14 protein-coding genes and 4 pseudogenes are annotated in these 14,501 nt (G+C 34.3%); 8 read left to right on the top strand and 10 right to left on the bottom strand.

The genetic code is table 11. The features are described from left to right. Positions 1-6: 6 nt before the first annotated feature. Positions 7-522, bottom strand: coding sequence for a TIGR02281 family clan AA aspartic protease (locus OPR28_RS01935; RefSeq protein ID WP_006279648.1), 516 nt, complete (start codon positions 520-522; stop codon positions 7-9). Positions 523-656: 134 nt separating this feature from the next. Between OPR28_RS01935 and yidC the strand changes: the two genes are divergently transcribed. The 4 genes from yidC to OPR28_RS07025 are packed head-to-tail and all read left to right on the top strand — an operon-like array spanning position 657 to position 3,440. Next, positions 657-2,366: a membrane protein insertase YidC gene (yidC, locus tag OPR28_RS01930; RefSeq protein ID WP_265023400.1), complete on the top strand. Its 1,710-nt coding sequence runs from the start codon at positions 657-659 to the stop codon at positions 2,364-2,366. Further along, the gene (locus OPR28_RS01925; RefSeq protein WP_182366498.1) at positions 2,344-2,772 is read left to right on the top strand and encodes a 6,7-dimethyl-8-ribityllumazine synthase; all 429 of its coding nucleotides are present in this window, start codon (positions 2,344-2,346) and stop codon (positions 2,770-2,772) included. The genes yidC and OPR28_RS01925 overlap by 23 nt, the downstream gene beginning before the upstream one ends. Continuing rightward, positions 2,772-3,254: a transcription antitermination factor NusB gene (gene nusB, locus OPR28_RS01920; RefSeq protein ID WP_182366495.1), complete on the top strand. Its 483-nt coding sequence runs from the start codon at positions 2,772-2,774 to the stop codon at positions 3,252-3,254. The genes OPR28_RS01925 and nusB overlap by 1 nt, the downstream gene beginning before the upstream one ends. Positions 3,255-3,299: 45 nt before the next feature. Continuing rightward, a complete protein-coding gene (locus OPR28_RS07025) occupies positions 3,300-3,440 on the top strand; it encodes a hypothetical protein (protein WP_265023399.1) in 141 nt (46 codons plus the stop codon). Between the two features lie 461 nt (positions 3,441-3,901). On the opposite strand, the pseudogene OPR28_RS01910 reads toward OPR28_RS07025, so the two are convergent. From OPR28_RS01910 to yihA, 8 genes and pseudogenes are all read right to left on the bottom strand, one after another. Further along, a pseudogene (locus OPR28_RS01910) lies at positions 3,902-4,602 on the bottom strand (transposase); the annotation flags it as partial. A gap of 29 nt (positions 4,603-4,631) precedes the next feature. Beyond that, a protein-coding gene (locus OPR28_RS01905; protein ID WP_264705388.1) for an IS630 family transposase occupies positions 4,632-5,491 on the bottom strand; the annotation gives its coding sequence in 2 pieces (ribosomal slippage) (positions 4,632-5,167 and positions 5,167-5,491; 861 coding nt in all). Between the two features lie 60 nt (positions 5,492-5,551). After that, positions 5,552-6,062 (bottom strand): annotated as a pseudogene (locus OPR28_RS01900) (transposase); the annotation flags it as partial. 248 nt (positions 6,063-6,310) lie between these two features. Continuing rightward, complete coding sequence (locus tag OPR28_RS01895) at positions 6,311-6,688, bottom strand: hypothetical protein (protein WP_265023398.1); 378 nt, start codon at positions 6,686-6,688, stop codon at positions 6,311-6,313. 39 nt (positions 6,689-6,727) lie between these two features. Continuing rightward, complete coding sequence (locus OPR28_RS01890; protein ID WP_265023397.1) at positions 6,728-6,931, bottom strand: hypothetical protein; 204 nt, start codon at positions 6,929-6,931, stop codon at positions 6,728-6,730. Between the two features lie 78 nt (positions 6,932-7,009). Continuing rightward, the gene (gene dut, locus OPR28_RS01885) at positions 7,010-7,471 is read right to left on the bottom strand and encodes a dUTP diphosphatase (protein WP_006279458.1); all 462 of its coding nucleotides are present in this window, start codon (positions 7,469-7,471) and stop codon (positions 7,010-7,012) included. 422 nt (positions 7,472-7,893) lie between these two features. Further along, on the bottom strand, positions 7,894-8,805 hold the full coding sequence (argB, locus tag OPR28_RS01880; RefSeq protein WP_320157050.1) for an acetylglutamate kinase: 912 nt from the start codon (positions 8,803-8,805) through the stop codon (positions 7,894-7,896). Between the two features lie 4 nt (positions 8,806-8,809). Then, positions 8,810-9,403 carry a ribosome biogenesis GTP-binding protein YihA/YsxC gene (yihA, locus tag OPR28_RS01875; protein ID WP_182320107.1) on the bottom strand — a complete coding sequence of 198 codons (594 nt, stop codon included), beginning with the start codon at positions 9,401-9,403 and terminating at the stop codon, positions 8,810-8,812. A 98-nt stretch (positions 9,404-9,501) separates the two neighbouring features. Between yihA and prfA the strand changes: the two genes are divergently transcribed. Then, a complete protein-coding gene (prfA, locus tag OPR28_RS01870) occupies positions 9,502-10,581 on the top strand; it encodes a peptide chain release factor 1 (protein ID WP_007548640.1) in 1,080 nt (359 codons plus the stop codon). Positions 10,582-10,608: 27 nt separating this feature from the next. Here prfA and OPR28_RS01865 read toward each other — a convergent pair whose 3' ends face one another. After that, complete coding sequence (locus OPR28_RS01865; RefSeq protein WP_265023395.1) at positions 10,609-11,772, bottom strand: multidrug effflux MFS transporter; 1,164 nt, start codon at positions 11,770-11,772, stop codon at positions 10,609-10,611. 16 nt (positions 11,773-11,788) lie between these two features. Here OPR28_RS01865 and OPR28_RS07095 point away from each other — a divergent pair. From OPR28_RS07095 to OPR28_RS07090, 3 genes and pseudogenes are all read left to right on the top strand, one after another. Continuing rightward, positions 11,789-11,931: pseudogene (locus OPR28_RS07095) on the top strand (N-acetyltransferase); the annotation flags it as partial. Positions 11,932-12,235: 304 nt separating this feature from the next. Then, positions 12,236-13,165 (top strand): AEC family transporter, encoded by a 930-nt coding sequence (locus tag OPR28_RS01860; RefSeq protein ID WP_006279391.1) that lies wholly within the window; start codon positions 12,236-12,238, stop codon positions 13,163-13,165. Positions 13,166-13,374: 209 nt separating this feature from the next. Beyond that, a pseudogene (locus OPR28_RS07090) lies at positions 13,375-14,356 on the top strand (IS3 family transposase). Positions 14,357-14,501 lie beyond the last annotated feature (145 nt).

Here is a 14,501-nt window from a genome sequence, read left to right as displayed (position 1 = left end):
AAGTGTTTAGTCGCGGTATAATATCAACTTATTATCTCTTATAGTGAAATGAAAATACCTTAAAAAGCTCATTCCAAGTAGTGAATGAGACATAGAATGAGTGTTAACGCTTGCCTGTACATCATTAATCAAAAAATTTCCTATTTTAACTTGAGGTATTTGAACCACTCCAGCTTTTATTTGACCTTTCGCAGTTTCATATATTTTAAAATCCTGAACATTTTGTAAGTTAATACCAACATGTAATGCGTCTTTTTGTGATAGAACAATATCGGTTGCTCCAGTATCAAGCAAAAACGTTATATTGCGATCATTGACTTGAGCCTGAATATAAAAGTGTCCATCATATGACTTCGTAAATTCAATACTTCCACTATTCTGACCGCTATTTTGAATTCTTCCTTTATATGGTAAAAAAGTACTGAGAAATCTGTCGCTTAGTTTGTCCCTTTGTGAATCAATAAGCATTGCAGTAGTGGCTATTATTAGCAACCAAATAACTAGATTTTTCACCGCGTTCATATTGTTAAAATTTGAAGCTATTAAAATAAATTTTAAAGATCAGCGTTAAAAGTTATTATTAAAAATAAGTAAATTTCATTGTTTTAGTACAATATTTAGTATACACTTTAAGAAGATATGTTTGATTTAATTTCATGTCAGAAGCAAAAAGTTTAATTTTAGCAGCTATCCTTTCCATGTTGATCATGGTATCTTGGCGTATTATTTATGATAATTTTTTTAGTGCAAACCAAAATCAGCCATTGATTGAAAATATTGAACATATCGAATCTTTTAACGACCTTGCTCCTATAATACACCAAAATCGTTCTGAAATTATTAATTCTACTCGAGAACAGAGGGTTAGTTTAATCAATAACATGATTAAAGGATCAATTTCTCTGAAAGGTGCAAGGTTTGATGACTTAATTTTAACTAATTACCACTTAGAACCGAGTTCTTCTTCTCCACAAGTGGTGTTACTGTCACCTGCAGAATCAAAAGATGTATATTTCGCAGAATTTGGGTGGCTCGATCCGAATAAAAAGATTAAAGTTCCAGATTCTAAGACAGTCTGGCAAGCAGATAAACTCAATCAAAAAGTAGTTAATTTATTTTGGGATAATGAAAGTGGCATTGTGTTTAAAATGAAAATTAGCCTTGACGATAACTACATGTTTAAAATTGAGCAGATTGTTGAAAATAACACAAAAGATAATGTAGTTTTGGTTCCTTATGGTAAAATTAACCGTAAACGTGACAATATCAACGAATCTTATTGGATATCCCATGAAGGAGTACTGGGTGCATTTGATAATAAACTAGAGGAGTGGACATATAAGGATATTTCCAAAAAACATTTAGTAAAAGCAAGCACGAGTGAAAAAAATTGGTTTGGTTTTGCTGATAAATACTGGCTTACAGCCATCATACCTGAGAAATCCGATAAAATAAATGTAAGCATTAAACACACAAACGTTAATAATACTGATAAATTCCAAGTAGATTTTGTCAAACCTTACAAGAGCATACTTCCTGGTGCAAGCGTTTCTAATGTGAATTATTTTTTTGCTGGAGCAAAAAAGTTGAATTTACTGGATTCTTATAAGGATACTCTCAATATACCTTTATTTGATAAAGCTGTAGATTTTGGTGTTCTTTACTTTATAACTAAACCAGTGTTTTTACTGCTTGAATACTTTAACTTCGTTTTAAAGAATTTTGGCTTAGCAATATTATTGCTGACTTTGGTTATCAAACTTTTGATGCTTTCCTTATCTACTAGATTCTATATTTCGACACTTAAGATGAAAAGCCTGCATCCTGAAGCAGCTCGTATAAAGGAGCTGTATAAAAGTGATAGTTTAAAGCAGAGTAAGGAAATAACTGCATTATACAAGAAAAATAATGTAAGTCTAATGTCAAACATCTTTCCTGCGCTAATACAAATGCCGGTATTTTTTGCTCTATATAAAGTGTTATTTGTTACTATAGAGATGAGACACGCCCCTTTTTATTTATGGATTAAAGATCTTTCAGCTCCTGATCCAACGAACATTTTTACATTATTTGGATTGTTTAATTACAATTTCCCTATTTCTATAGGCATTTTGCCTATAGTTTTTGGTATTACTATGATAATCCAGCAGAAGCTAAGTGAGAAAGATCAAACCAGTAAAGATGATATTCAAGTAAATGTTATGAAGTTTTTACCTTACATTTCTGTCTTTATTTTTTCTTCTTTTCCTGCCGGTTTGGTAATATATTGGATATTTAGTAATATTATAACTCTAATTCAACAATCATTAATAAAGTTGTTTTTAACGAAAAAAGTGGTAGTGAATGTCGAAAATACTAATAGTTAATTCAATTTATTATACTGAAATAGCGAACCTTTTGCTTGAGGGTGCAATTGATAAATTCAAAGGAAATAATGTTGATTATGAGATAATTGAAGTTCCTGGTGCATTTGAGATACCAGCTACAATTCTTTTTGCAGTCAAAAGCAAGAATGCTAATTATGACGGTTATTTAGCTCTTGGGTGCGTGATTCGCGGTGAAACCGATCACTATCAATATGTTTGTAAAGGAGTAATCGAAGGCTTAAATGAAGTTATTATGCATTATGCAATGCCCCTTGGTATGGGTGTAATTACCGCTAACAGCAAAGATAAAGCACTAGTTAGAGCTGACAAAAACAAAAAGAACGTTGGTGGCCATGCAGCCTCAACTGTTTTGCGTATGATAGATTTACACAATAAATTAAAATAATGGAGGAAAAACCAGTAGATAAAAAGTGGCGCATAAAAAGAAGCACGGCAAGATTTCTTGCTGTACAAATTGCTTATTCAAATATTTTCGTAGGTTACAACAAAAGCACTTTTAAACTGGAAAATTGTGAGCTTAAGGACTACATAAGTAAGTTGAGAGATATATTTGAATGTGAAGAATTTGAACATCAGTTCTTAGAAAACTTGTTATATAAGGTTATAAAAAACAGTGAAGAATATGATAAAATAATAGAGTCTTACTTACATCCAAGCTGGTCCCTTTCACGGTTAAATCTTATAAGCTTATCTATTTTGCGTGTTGCAATATGTGAGTTGATTAATTGCGATACGCCAGTTCCAGTTGTCATTAATGAATATACTAACATTGCATCTGATTTACTTGATAAACCAAGCGAAATTGGCTTTATTAATGGGTTATTGGATAAGGCAAAAGATGCAGTTAAATTAAATAAAAATCCTTAGCAGTTATAACCAGCAAGCACAAGGTGTCATCCGAGTAGCTGCTGTATGAACGTTGTCTACCAGGAGGGTGTCATCCCAGTGCCCAGACACTGGGATCCAGCTTTTGATCGAAAATGTTGTATAGTGCACAGTCAATTTTTCTGGATCCCAGTGGGCTTTGTTGCATCGCTACTTATGAAAGGCTAACTATAGTTAGGATTATAAGCAACCTATTGAAAATCTTGTTTTTTTGCAATCAATCTGATCAAATTTAAGAATAGTAATTTGTTATTTATATTAATAAATTTAATTCTATTGAAAATAGCTAAAGCATTGAAATTCTTGAATTTTAGCCAGATTGGTGAGTGGTAGTGAAATTTCTTTTACTCAAATTTAGGTATTCACTGACCGTTCTTGTTATAAATACCAGAATAATAAGCTACTGATATTCCCTATTTTTTTTATCTTTAATCCATCATAGCTAGCGATGCAACAAAGCCATCCCAGTGTCAAGCACTGGGATGACACCATCATAAAGTGAACCAGTGTCAGCTACTTGCATGACACCATTTGTTGTACACTCACTTTTTCTTGATTTTTTAGTTTATCTTGCCTACCTACTTTGCCACTCTGCTAAACGGACAATGGCGTCAACTTAAGAGCCTCCATTAGCAAACTCTCCTAAAGACATGATGGCGTTTGGGCTTATCTACCTTATCGCGGCTATACAATCGTCCTGGTCGGATTTTAACTTTAGCGCGTATACTTAAAAAGGGCTTGAAAGTTTTTTGGCGCAATAAGTACCTGATAGAGTTTCTGCCTCATTACACCAAATAAAACTGAAAAATTTAAACGATACTCAGCAATTTGATCTGGATTCCAAGGCCCTTGTGCATCACACATATGAAGCGACAATATATTACACATGACTAAGTTTGCCCAAAATTCTTGTAATACAGCCTCTAAATTTACGCCAGAAAAATTCTCTAATTCTGCACCTATTTTGAGTCGTTTATAGCACTCCTCTATATGCCACCTTAACACATAAGCTTTGCTGATATCTTCCAAAGTAAATTTTACTCGGTCAAAAAGTGAAGTAATCAATACCTCTGTTTCTCCGTTGGCTAATGTCAGCACTATAACTCTTACTTTCTGTCCTTTCATTTTATTTTTTAGCTTTTCATTTTCTAATATAAAATCGAAATCTAATTCTCCAGCGTTCCCATAGCTTGCTATAATTTCTTTTTTGCAAGCGAAAAATAAAATCTACTTCCAAATCATAATGCTGCTGAATGAATTTTACTGAAGGATAACCACGATCATAGATAAATAATAATTTCTTTTGATTTAATGAACGCATTTGAGTGATATAGCATTTCTCATAATAGTCCAAACAGGTCATAGGAAGGCAGAATCAACAGCACGACGAAAGGATTCGAATAGAGGAATGTTTTTCCTGGCTCTGTTTTTTATAGCAAACCAATGATGCTCAATTTTGTTGAAATCTGGAGAATAAGGCGGCAGATACAAAATTTCTGCACCAACCCCTTTAGCAAGCTCGATAATCTTATCAGACTTATGAAAAGTAGCATTGTCAAGAATGACAGTCTGTCCAGGTTCCAAGATCGGTGTCAAAAATTGCTCAAACCATCCATTAAAAACATCCATATTACAGTGGCCTTCAAAGGTTAACGGAACAACTATCTTTCTTCCACTTAAGGCTGCAACCATACTGATTCGTTGAGTTTTCTTTCCAGATTTTAAGGCATAAAACCGCTGTCCTTTCTGGCAATATCCGTAGGGGTAGTCTTCGGTGTTATCAATGCCAGACTCATCTATATACACTAAGTTTTTAGGTTCTTTTGTCGCTATAATTTTCAAAAATTCAGCACGTTTTTCTTCGTTTCTTTCCTTGTATCCATATGTCTTTTTTTGCGCGTAAATCCAATTTTTTTAAGGGCTCGATAGATCGTTTGGATACTAACGTTGTTCCAAAGTTTAGCCATTTCCGATAGAGTCTTTCCTCCGTGTTCTCTGGCAAATTTGGCAAAGGTATCCCAGTCGGTAATTTTGTGATTGTAACCCCCATTTCCAAGTTTTTTTGATTGAAAGTCTCCTGTTTCTTTTCTTCTTTGCTGCCACTCCCATAAAGTAGTTCGTCCAATCTTAAATCTTGCTGCCACTGTTTCTCTGCTTTCTCCTTCGTCTAGTGCTTCCATTGCTTTTTTTCTTAAATCATAACTATATGCTGCTGGCATTCAACCTCCTTATCATCATCTACCCTTATCCTATCACATCCGGACTTTTATGAAAAGAGCTATAACTTCGGGTAATTGCTCTTCCGCCAACGTTTGTTCACCTATATTCCAAGCCGCAAGACGAGCACTACAAATCAGCGAAGTACACAAATCAACAAACAAATTGCCAATGGTGCCTGTTGTTCCATTTGGTTTAAAGCGGCCAAACTCGGATACAATTTCCTCAGAGCTGGGTAATCTCATACCAGAACCATCTGCTGCAATAAGTCTATAGCCTCTCCAACTCAGGTTCATCCTGATAGGCTGTTTGGATGCTTAAATTCTTGAAAGCCTGTATGGCAAATCTTATACCTTGCTTTAGAAAAAGCTTGCTTTGAGGGTACATGTCAATGGCTCCATAAGTTCACATTCTATTCCCAAACTTTTTTTAACTAACTTTAAAATCATAGAAAATACTGTCGAAAAAGGAAGTTTTCTTGTTCGTGTAAAACTCAACACAATGGATTCTCTGAAAAGCTTTCGAGTATATTATATTTTTAATTTGTAGAATAAAATTTTTTCCTTTTTGCATGTTTCACCTAAAAAGGACACATTTTAAACTTCTTTGTTGAAATAAAATAGAAACAAAAGTGCTGTTTCCTGCGGCTTCTGGATAATTTAATGGTAAAAGTTTTAGAGAGAAATTTTATACACTATCGCTGATATTTTTCCTTAAGTTGACGCCATTGGCTGAACGGATACATTCCCATAATGAATTTGAGTAACCGACACTAAAAAAACAAAGAGGCAGACTTAATCTACCTCTTTTATTTCACTTGGCTATACTGTCTGTTGTTGAGAAGCAACTTGTTCAACAGAAATAAGTTGGCCTAAATAAGTGTTAACCTCTTTAGCACCATCTTTGTCTAAACCTAATGTTTTACTCCACTTTGTTTCATTTACTGCCTCGAACTTACCTTCATCGTTTTTCTCTTTTAGTGAATCTATCTTGAAGAGTAAAGTATTGCCTAGCGTCTTGGTAAGCTGATCAATATCAACAATAATACGGTAGTTCTTGCCTTCTAAGCTGAAGTCTATATAATATTTATCCTTTTCTACCTTACCTTCTTCATCTTTAACTTGGTTATTCCTTGCAATTTCCCTAAATGCGTCTTTTGTTACTAGCAACCCATCCTTAATAACCTTCAGAGCTTTCAATTCAGATATTTCGTTATTTTTGCTGATAGCATATATTGCTCAATAAGTCAGCGCAGCAGCAACAAATGCTAAAACGCCCATTCCAAGTGGTGTAGCTGCAAAAGCTGCTAGCTTGCAAGTTGAAGGCCTCCAAAGCGGTGTTGAAAGTATTGCTAATCCACCTATAACGTATATAGCAGTAAATGCAACAAATACAATGTTTGCTTTGTGGAGCTGGCCACAATGATTTTTGAAAGTTAGCATAAACGACTTCATTTAATAAAATATTAATATGCTTAAATTGTGTATAAAAGAACTGTCATAGTCAAGCTTTTTCGTAAGCTACCTGCCGCTTGAGCCAAAGCCCCCTGCATTGCGACCGGTTTCTTCTGCGCAGAATTCTTCTCTGTCATCCCAAATTACCTGAGATACAGGAGAAATAAGGATTTGTGCGATTCTATCTCCTCTTTTTATTTCGTATGGCTGATTACTTAGATTAATTAGACAAATTTTAACTTCACCTCGATAATCAGAGTCTATAGTGCCCGGAGAATTTAAGACAGTGATTCCATGTTTTGCAGCAAGACCAGAACGTGGGCGGATTTGCCCCTCAAAACCGTTTGGTATTGCAATCACAATTCCAGTTGGAACAAGTAATCTTTCAAGTGGATTTAAAACAGCAGAATCATTCAATGCAGCATAAAGATCCATGCCAGCACTCTGCGTAGTTGCATAACATGGAAGAGACAAGTCTTCTCCGTGTGATAATCTTTTTATTTCTACTTTAATTTTACTTCTTTGCACTCCAATTTACCATCTATGAAGACTCAATTATAGCATGTAAATTGTATCTGCAAAAGTGATAAATGTTACATCGTAAATGATGTCATTCCAGCGCGTGACGCTAGGCCATAAAATTCCTTGACAAGTTCAGTGCTCCTTTTTTTGTCATCCCAGTGCCCCTATGATGTTATTCCAGTCTGGAATCTAGTCCTTATTATGCAGCCACTTGGTTGAAATTAAGTCTTCTGGATCCCAGTGTCTGGGCACTGGGATGACATCATAAGGGCGCTGGGATGACACCCTGACAACCGTCATCCCGCTACTTGTTAGCGGGATCTAGAGATACCGCGAATGAATCGCGGTATGACGTAGATTGCTGTCATTCCAGTGTCAGCTACTTGAATGACACCCTCTTGGTATTCGTGTAGTTGTAAGCAGTATAGCTATAAATCACTCACAATCGATATGCTTGAATTATTCTCAGTAAATAAATCAAGCATAATGTTAGGTATTCTACCATCAACTATGTGAACAACTCCAGCACATTCCTCCGCCATTTTAACGTATGCCATAAGCCTTTCAATAAATTTTTCCCCTTTAATTTTCCCACAATCAATCGATGCATTTAAATTTTTAACAGATATCTTCCTGCCACCAATTTTATCTATTTCTTCATCTGTGTCACTCAAGATTATCATTTTAGATGCAGAAACTGCAATTGCAATTGCGCTTGCAGTGCTATCGGCATCAATATGATACGTTTCCCCATCTTTTCCATGACCAATTGGTGCAATAACTGGTATAAAATCTGATTCTTCAATAAAAAATAATACATCAGGATTGATTTCAGTGGGTCTACCGATGAACCCCATGTCTAATATCTTTTCGATATTATTTGATCTATCTTCTCTAAGCGTAGCGGTTATTTTTTCGGCTTTAATTAAGTGACCATCTTTTCCACATAATCCAATAGCTGAACCACCAGCAGAATTTATATACTGAACAATTTTTTTATTAACTGAACCACACAGTGCCATTTCAATGATTTTCATAGTGTCTTTGTCTGTAAGTCTGATACCATTCACAAACTTACTGTTCATATCCAGCATTTTTAACACTGAGTTAATTTCATATTCTCCGTCATGAATTATTACCGGATTTATACCAAGCTGCTTCAACAAGACAACATTATGCACAAAAGTATTAAATAGTGTTTCATCTAAGATTATTGTACCACCGCATTTAATGACAAAAGTCTCGCCTACAAAGCTAGGTATGTTAGATAGCACTTCAAGTAATATTTCTGCTTTTTGTTCAAATGATACCTCACCCTTTAAAAATTCACTACTCTTCATTTTTTTATCTTGTAAACTTGAAAAACTCATCTCTTACCTTGGTTATTTTATGCTTAACACGGATGCTCATTTGATGAATTGACACATTCTCATTATTAATCCATTTTTGAATATCTTCTATAACAGCACCTAAGCTTTTTTGACTTACTTTATCTATTTTTGTTAGCACAATGTTAAAGTTAATGTTATTATATATTAACCAATAAATGAAGTCTTTGTCTATTTCTTTTAATCCTACCTTGCTATCTATCAACACAAACACTCTTCTTAGATTTCTTCTTTGAATTAGATAATACTCAATTAAGTTTAAATATTGTATAATTTCCTCCTTGCCTGCATGAGAGTAGCCATACCCTGGTAGGTCAACAAGTCTGAACTTATCATTGTACATAGAGTAAAAATTTATTTGTCTAGTGCATCCAGGTTTAGAGGAAACTCTGGCAGCTTTTTTGCTGTTTATCAGTAAGTTGATCAGACTGGATTTTCCTACATTTGATCTACCAGCAAACGCAATCTCTGGAGCCGACTCATTTGGTAATGATTTTATGTCCGAAGCTCCAAATATGAAATTGCAGTTTGATGTTATCTGTTTTGCCATTATATTCAACTAGAAGGTAGTAGGTATATTATAGTGTTATTGCTTGATATAAGAAATTTTTTATTTCAGTATATATTACTTAGCTAGATCTGTGCTATATGGATATGGAAAATAATTTACAAGACTTAAAGAAAAAATTTAATGATATAGAGAGGAATTTGGAAAATCCTACCAATTTAAGTCAAAAAGAATTCATTACCCTTTCAAAGGAATACTCTGAGCTCAGGCCAATAATCAAGATAATTGATGAATATAACACGCTGAAAGAGGAAATTTCAGACTTAGAAGAAATAATGAAAGATGAAAACAGCGAAGGTGATATAAAAGAGTTAGCAAAAGAAGAATTTTTCGAAAAGCACAAGGTATTATTACCAAAAATAAAAGCAAAATTAAAGTTAGCATTATTGCCCAAAGATGAAGATGACTCAAGAAATGCAATATTAGAAATTAGAGCAGGTACAGGCGGAGAAGAAGCAGCATTATTTGCAGCAATGTTATTTCGTATGTATCAAAAATATGCAGAAAGAAGAAATTGGAAGTTCGAGCCAATAAGCATTTCTAATACAGGTATAGGTGGCTATAAGGAAGCTTCTGCACTCATTAATGGAACAGAAGTTTTTGCAAGGTTGAAATTTGAATCAGGGGTGCACAGAGTACAGAGAGTGCCAGAAACTGAATCCTCAGGAAGGTTGCATACCTCTGCCGCTACTGTTGCGATATTACCTGAAGTAGAAGAAGTTGACTTTAAAATAGAAGAAAAAGACTTACGAATAGATGTTTATAGATCCAGTGGTCCTGGAGGGCAATCAGTGAATACAACTGACAGCGCAGTAAGGGTCACCCACTTGCCAACAGGGATAGTTGTGATACAGCAAGATGAAAAATCGCAGCATAAAAATAAAGCTAAAGCGCTCAAAGTATTGAGGGCAAGGCTATACGAAATTGAAAGACAAAAAAAAGAAATGGAAAGGTCAACAATGAGGAAAAGTCAGATTGGCTCTGGTGATCGTTCCGAGCGCATAAGAACATATAATTTCCCACAATCAAGAATAACAGACCACAGAATTAATCTAACTTCACATCGGCTAGAGCAGATTATAAAAGAAGGCGAACTAGATGAATTTATTGAGGCATTAATCTCACGTAATGAAGCAGAAAGATTGGCAGGGGAAAGTTAGCAGCCTACAATGGAATATCTTTATTAATTACATAGGATCTTTTAAACGCAATAGATAGACAGTAAAAACAAGTTCTAGTACTATCGCGGATAAAACAAGAACAGCTACACTAATTGTTTGACCATTGTAAATGTAGCTTGTTAAGCCGATAAAAATAGCCATGATAAAAGCTCTAATGAACGAGACTGCAGAAGAAGCTGTGCCTTTAATTTCAGGGAAAACATTTATTGATGCATTAAAAATCACTGGCTGGAAAATTGCACAACCGATAGAAAAAATAATCATAGACAGTGTTACTAAGTAGAAAGAGTGGGGTACAATTATACTGAATATTACAAGCAATAGAGACCCAATAGCACCCACGCTCGTACCAGAAATTACACACTTTATTGCTCCAAGTTTCTGCAAGATTTTGCCAGCAAATAGACTGATGAGTGAGAAGCACCCAACTATTGCACCTTGATGTAGTGCATAAATAGTGCTAGATAAACCAAAAGTCTTCATATACAGAAAAGGTCCACAAGTAATGAATGACATATACGCAGCAGAAAAGAGGCTTGACATCAAAGACAACGTAACAAACCTCGGACTAGATAGTAGTTTTCTGTAATCTTTCATCATTTTTTTCAAACTGAAAATATCGCGGTCCTTTTTTGTTTCTGGTAACGCTAAAAGCAGCAAAACCCAAGAGATTAAACAAAGTATTGCAACAGTTGCATAATTACCACGCCATCCTACAATTTCATTGATGAAACTGCCTAACACTGGCGCAATTGCCATGACAACTGTAAGAACAGAATTCATGATTCCAATAAATTTCACCGCTTCGTCGCCTTTGTAGCTGTCTGCAACGATTGCAAACACAACTACAGATGTGCTAACACCAATGCCCTGAACAAAGCGAGAGATTAAAAGCCAAAAAATCGACGGTGCAAAAACACAACCAACAGCGCCGATTAATAACAAAGTGTTACCTATGATCATAATTCTCCTTCTGCCATAGCATTCAGACAATGGACCAAAAAACAACCCTCCTATGCAAAAGCCTAGGAAATTATAAGCAATAGTTAATTGAATTATGCCTTCCGGTACGTTAAAATAGTGCACCATATAAGGAAAACTAGGTACGGAAATGTCAATTTCAATGAACTTGGCAATGAGAGACAGGATTAACAGAAATGGTAGTAACATTTGAGATTTTTAATTAATGAATAAAAATATCACATTTAAAGCGTTGAAAGAAAACATTTTTTACTGTTATTAAAATGGTTAGAAACACCTCATGTGAAGGAATGGTGGATAAATTGGACACTAGGGTTAATTAAAGAAAAATATGACAACTATGTTAAAGCTCTTACTCTCTGTCCTAACTTTACTTATTTCCTCTTACTTTTTCAACAGTCCGTCTAAATTACTACAAGCAGTTTAATTTTTAGTAAATATGTCATTATTCAAAAATATGCAAGAAGCTTTACAGAAACTTAACATAATTTTATCATACAAATGTCATTCTTAAGTCCTATGTAAAAACAAATTTTGGCACTAATTTAATTAACTATGAGCTGGATAAATTGGAAAATAAATTTTGTTTACTTTTACAACACCTTAAGATCTAATGTCACTTTATCAATCAAAAATATTACAATAGGCTAGTATGTTCCTTACTCTTTTTCTCAAAATATTACCTATTTATATTACAATATTTATTGGTTACTTAGCAGGAAAATATCTTAAAATTGATAGAAACACTATATCTCAAATACTTTTTTATATAGCTAATCCAATAGTGATTTTATATGGAGTCTCTCATACAGAAGTTAACTTAAAAGTAATTTCTCTGCCGATTTTGATATGGTTTATAGGTAGCACTATGTCCTTATCAGTGTATTATCTTTCTTCTTTTTTATTTAAGGATAACACAAGAAACATATTAGCATTTAGCTCGGGCAGCACAAGTATGGGTTATTTTGGCCTGCCGATTGCCATGGCTTTATTTGATGAAGATTCAGTATCTGTATATGTTGTTTGTTATATAGGAATGGCGCTATTTGAAAACAGCTTAGGATTTTACATAGCTGCAAATGGTATTTATACCGCAAAAGAATGCATATTAAAGTTGTTCAAACTTCCTTCGCTTTATGCGATGGTTCTGGGCTTCTTTTTAAGTATATACGATATACAAATACCTACTTTTTTAACAGATGTTATGATGAATATTAGAAGTACATTTGTCACATTAGGAATGGTGCTACTTGGAGTGAGCATTGCGAATATTGCAAGCTTTAAAATAGATTGGAAGCTTGCTTTGATCACTATTACAGCAAAGTACGTATTCTGGCCACTGTTTGTTTTAGGAATTGTCCTTTTAGACAAGCATGTTATAGGTATATACGATGAGAGCATATATAAAGCACTGATGTTGCTGGCTATTATTCCAGTTTCTGGGTCCAGTATAATACTTGCTAATATTTTGAATTATCAACCAGATAAAGCTACTCTGTTGCTTCTAATCAGTACTGCAGTGGGACTGTTTTATGTTCCACTAATAATATCATTATTTTTTACTAAACTTGTTCCTTTTTGATCAAAAAATTAAGCGCTTGCACAACCATTATTTGGGTAACAACACAAGACATTGATAAAACTTGAATTTATAGCTAAAGCAACTTCTACAATTTGGTAACCCGTAATCCCGCTACTAGTTAGCGCCGCGGCGGTAAATTGACCTTACCCAGAAAAAGTAGAGAGAAAGTTAAGACGTTTTTGGAGTAAAATAAAACGTTTTTTCAAAATATGACAAATAGAAGAGAATATACAGCAGAATTCAAATTAGAAGCTGTTAAGCTGGTTAAAGAAACAGGTCAAGCAAGTACAAAAATAGCAAAAGATCTAGGTATAGATGGCAGTATGTTAAGTAAGAAAATATGATGGAAAAATGTCTGGAGCATACGCATTTCCAGGCAAAGGCTCCTTATGACAAAGAAAGATTTGATCTAAAAAAAGAACTAACAAGAGAAAGAGACATCTTAAAAAAAGCCCTGGGCAAAGAAAAAGAGTAAAGTATTCTTTTATATAGAAATTGCTATAAAACACAGGAACTATGTAGGGTTTTGTACTGGTGGTATGGGTTGCTAAGGAAAAAAGCAGTAAAGAATTAGCAAAAGAAGGGCTTCTAGCAGATATTCAAAAAATACATCAAGCATTCTAAATGCAGATATGGAGCCCCTAAAATTCACGCTGAATTAAAAGCTTTAGGCAAAAATTAAAACAGTACAAAGTGTTATGCAAGAAAATGGCATTAAAACCAAGCTTAGACGAAGGTTCAAAAATAAAAAACAGCAAATAAGCAACCGAGTTGTGGCTCCGAACACATTGGATCAAAATTTTACTACTGATCAGCCAAATAAAGTTTGGGATTACCTACATAAAAACTAAAGAAGGTTGTTGGCGGCAATAATTGACCTATATTCACGCATGGTGGTTAATGAGTAACATGATAATTAGTTATAGATTCTTTATTGATGGCCGTTGATAAACGCAAACCCGATAAAAATCTGCTGTTACATAGCGATCAAGGGTCACAGTATACCTCTCAAAATTACCAATTTCTATTGAATACAAAAAACATCATTTCCAGCATGAGCCATAAGGGCTGTTGTTACGATAACTCTGTTGCAGAAAAGTTCACTTAAAAGGGAGCTGCTTATTGATACTTCTCGCTCAACAAACCAGAACTGCCATATTTGAATACATAGAAATCTTTTATAACAAATAACGTAGACATTCTACTATTAACTATTGCATTCCTGCACAATTTATTCTCATGATAAAAACGTCTTAACTTTCTCTCTGCTTTTTCTGGGTAAGGTCACCTCTTTAGGTGCTCCTTTTTTCTTTCTTATACACACAAAAATCATATA

Source organism: Wolbachia endosymbiont (group A) of Epistrophe grossularia (assembly GCF_947251435.1).
Taxonomy (GTDB): domain Bacteria; phylum Pseudomonadota; class Alphaproteobacteria; order Rickettsiales; family Anaplasmataceae; genus Wolbachia; species Wolbachia pipientis.
The sequence above is the reverse complement of the archived record's forward strand: the minus strand, read 5'-3'. Positions and strand labels throughout refer to the sequence as shown.

Coding starts and splice junctions, on each gene's coding strand:
- OPR28_RS01935 (WP_006279648.1), bottom strand. CDS start 522: ATGAACGCGGTGAAAAATCTAGTTATTTGGTTGCTAATAATAGCCACT.
- yidC (WP_265023400.1), top strand. CDS start 657: ATGTCAGAAGCAAAAAGTTTAATTTTAGCAGCTATCCTTTCCATGTTG.
- OPR28_RS01925 (WP_182366498.1), top strand. CDS start 2,344: ATGTCGAAAATACTAATAGTTAATTCAATTTATTATACTGAAATAGCG.
- nusB (WP_182366495.1), top strand. CDS start 2,772: ATGGAGGAAAAACCAGTAGATAAAAAGTGGCGCATAAAAAGAAGCACG.
- OPR28_RS07025 (WP_265023399.1), top strand. CDS start 3,300: ATGAACGTTGTCTACCAGGAGGGTGTCATCCCAGTGCCCAGACACTGG.
- OPR28_RS01890 (WP_265023397.1), bottom strand. CDS start 6,931: ATGCTAACTTTCAAAAATCATTGTGGCCAGCTCCACAAAGCAAACATT.
- argB (WP_320157050.1), bottom strand. CDS start 8,805: ATGAAGAGTAGTGAATTTTTAAAGGGTGAGGTATCATTTGAACAAAAA.
- yihA (WP_182320107.1), bottom strand. CDS start 9,403: ATGGCAAAACAGATAACATCAAACTGCAATTTCATATTTGGAGCTTCG.
- prfA (WP_007548640.1), top strand. CDS start 9,502: ATGGATATGGAAAATAATTTACAAGACTTAAAGAAAAAATTTAATGAT.
- OPR28_RS01865 (WP_265023395.1), bottom strand. CDS start 11,772: ATGTTACTACCATTTCTGTTAATCCTGTCTCTCATTGCCAAGTTCATT.
- OPR28_RS01860 (WP_006279391.1), top strand. CDS start 12,236: ATGTTCCTTACTCTTTTTCTCAAAATATTACCTATTTATATTACAATA.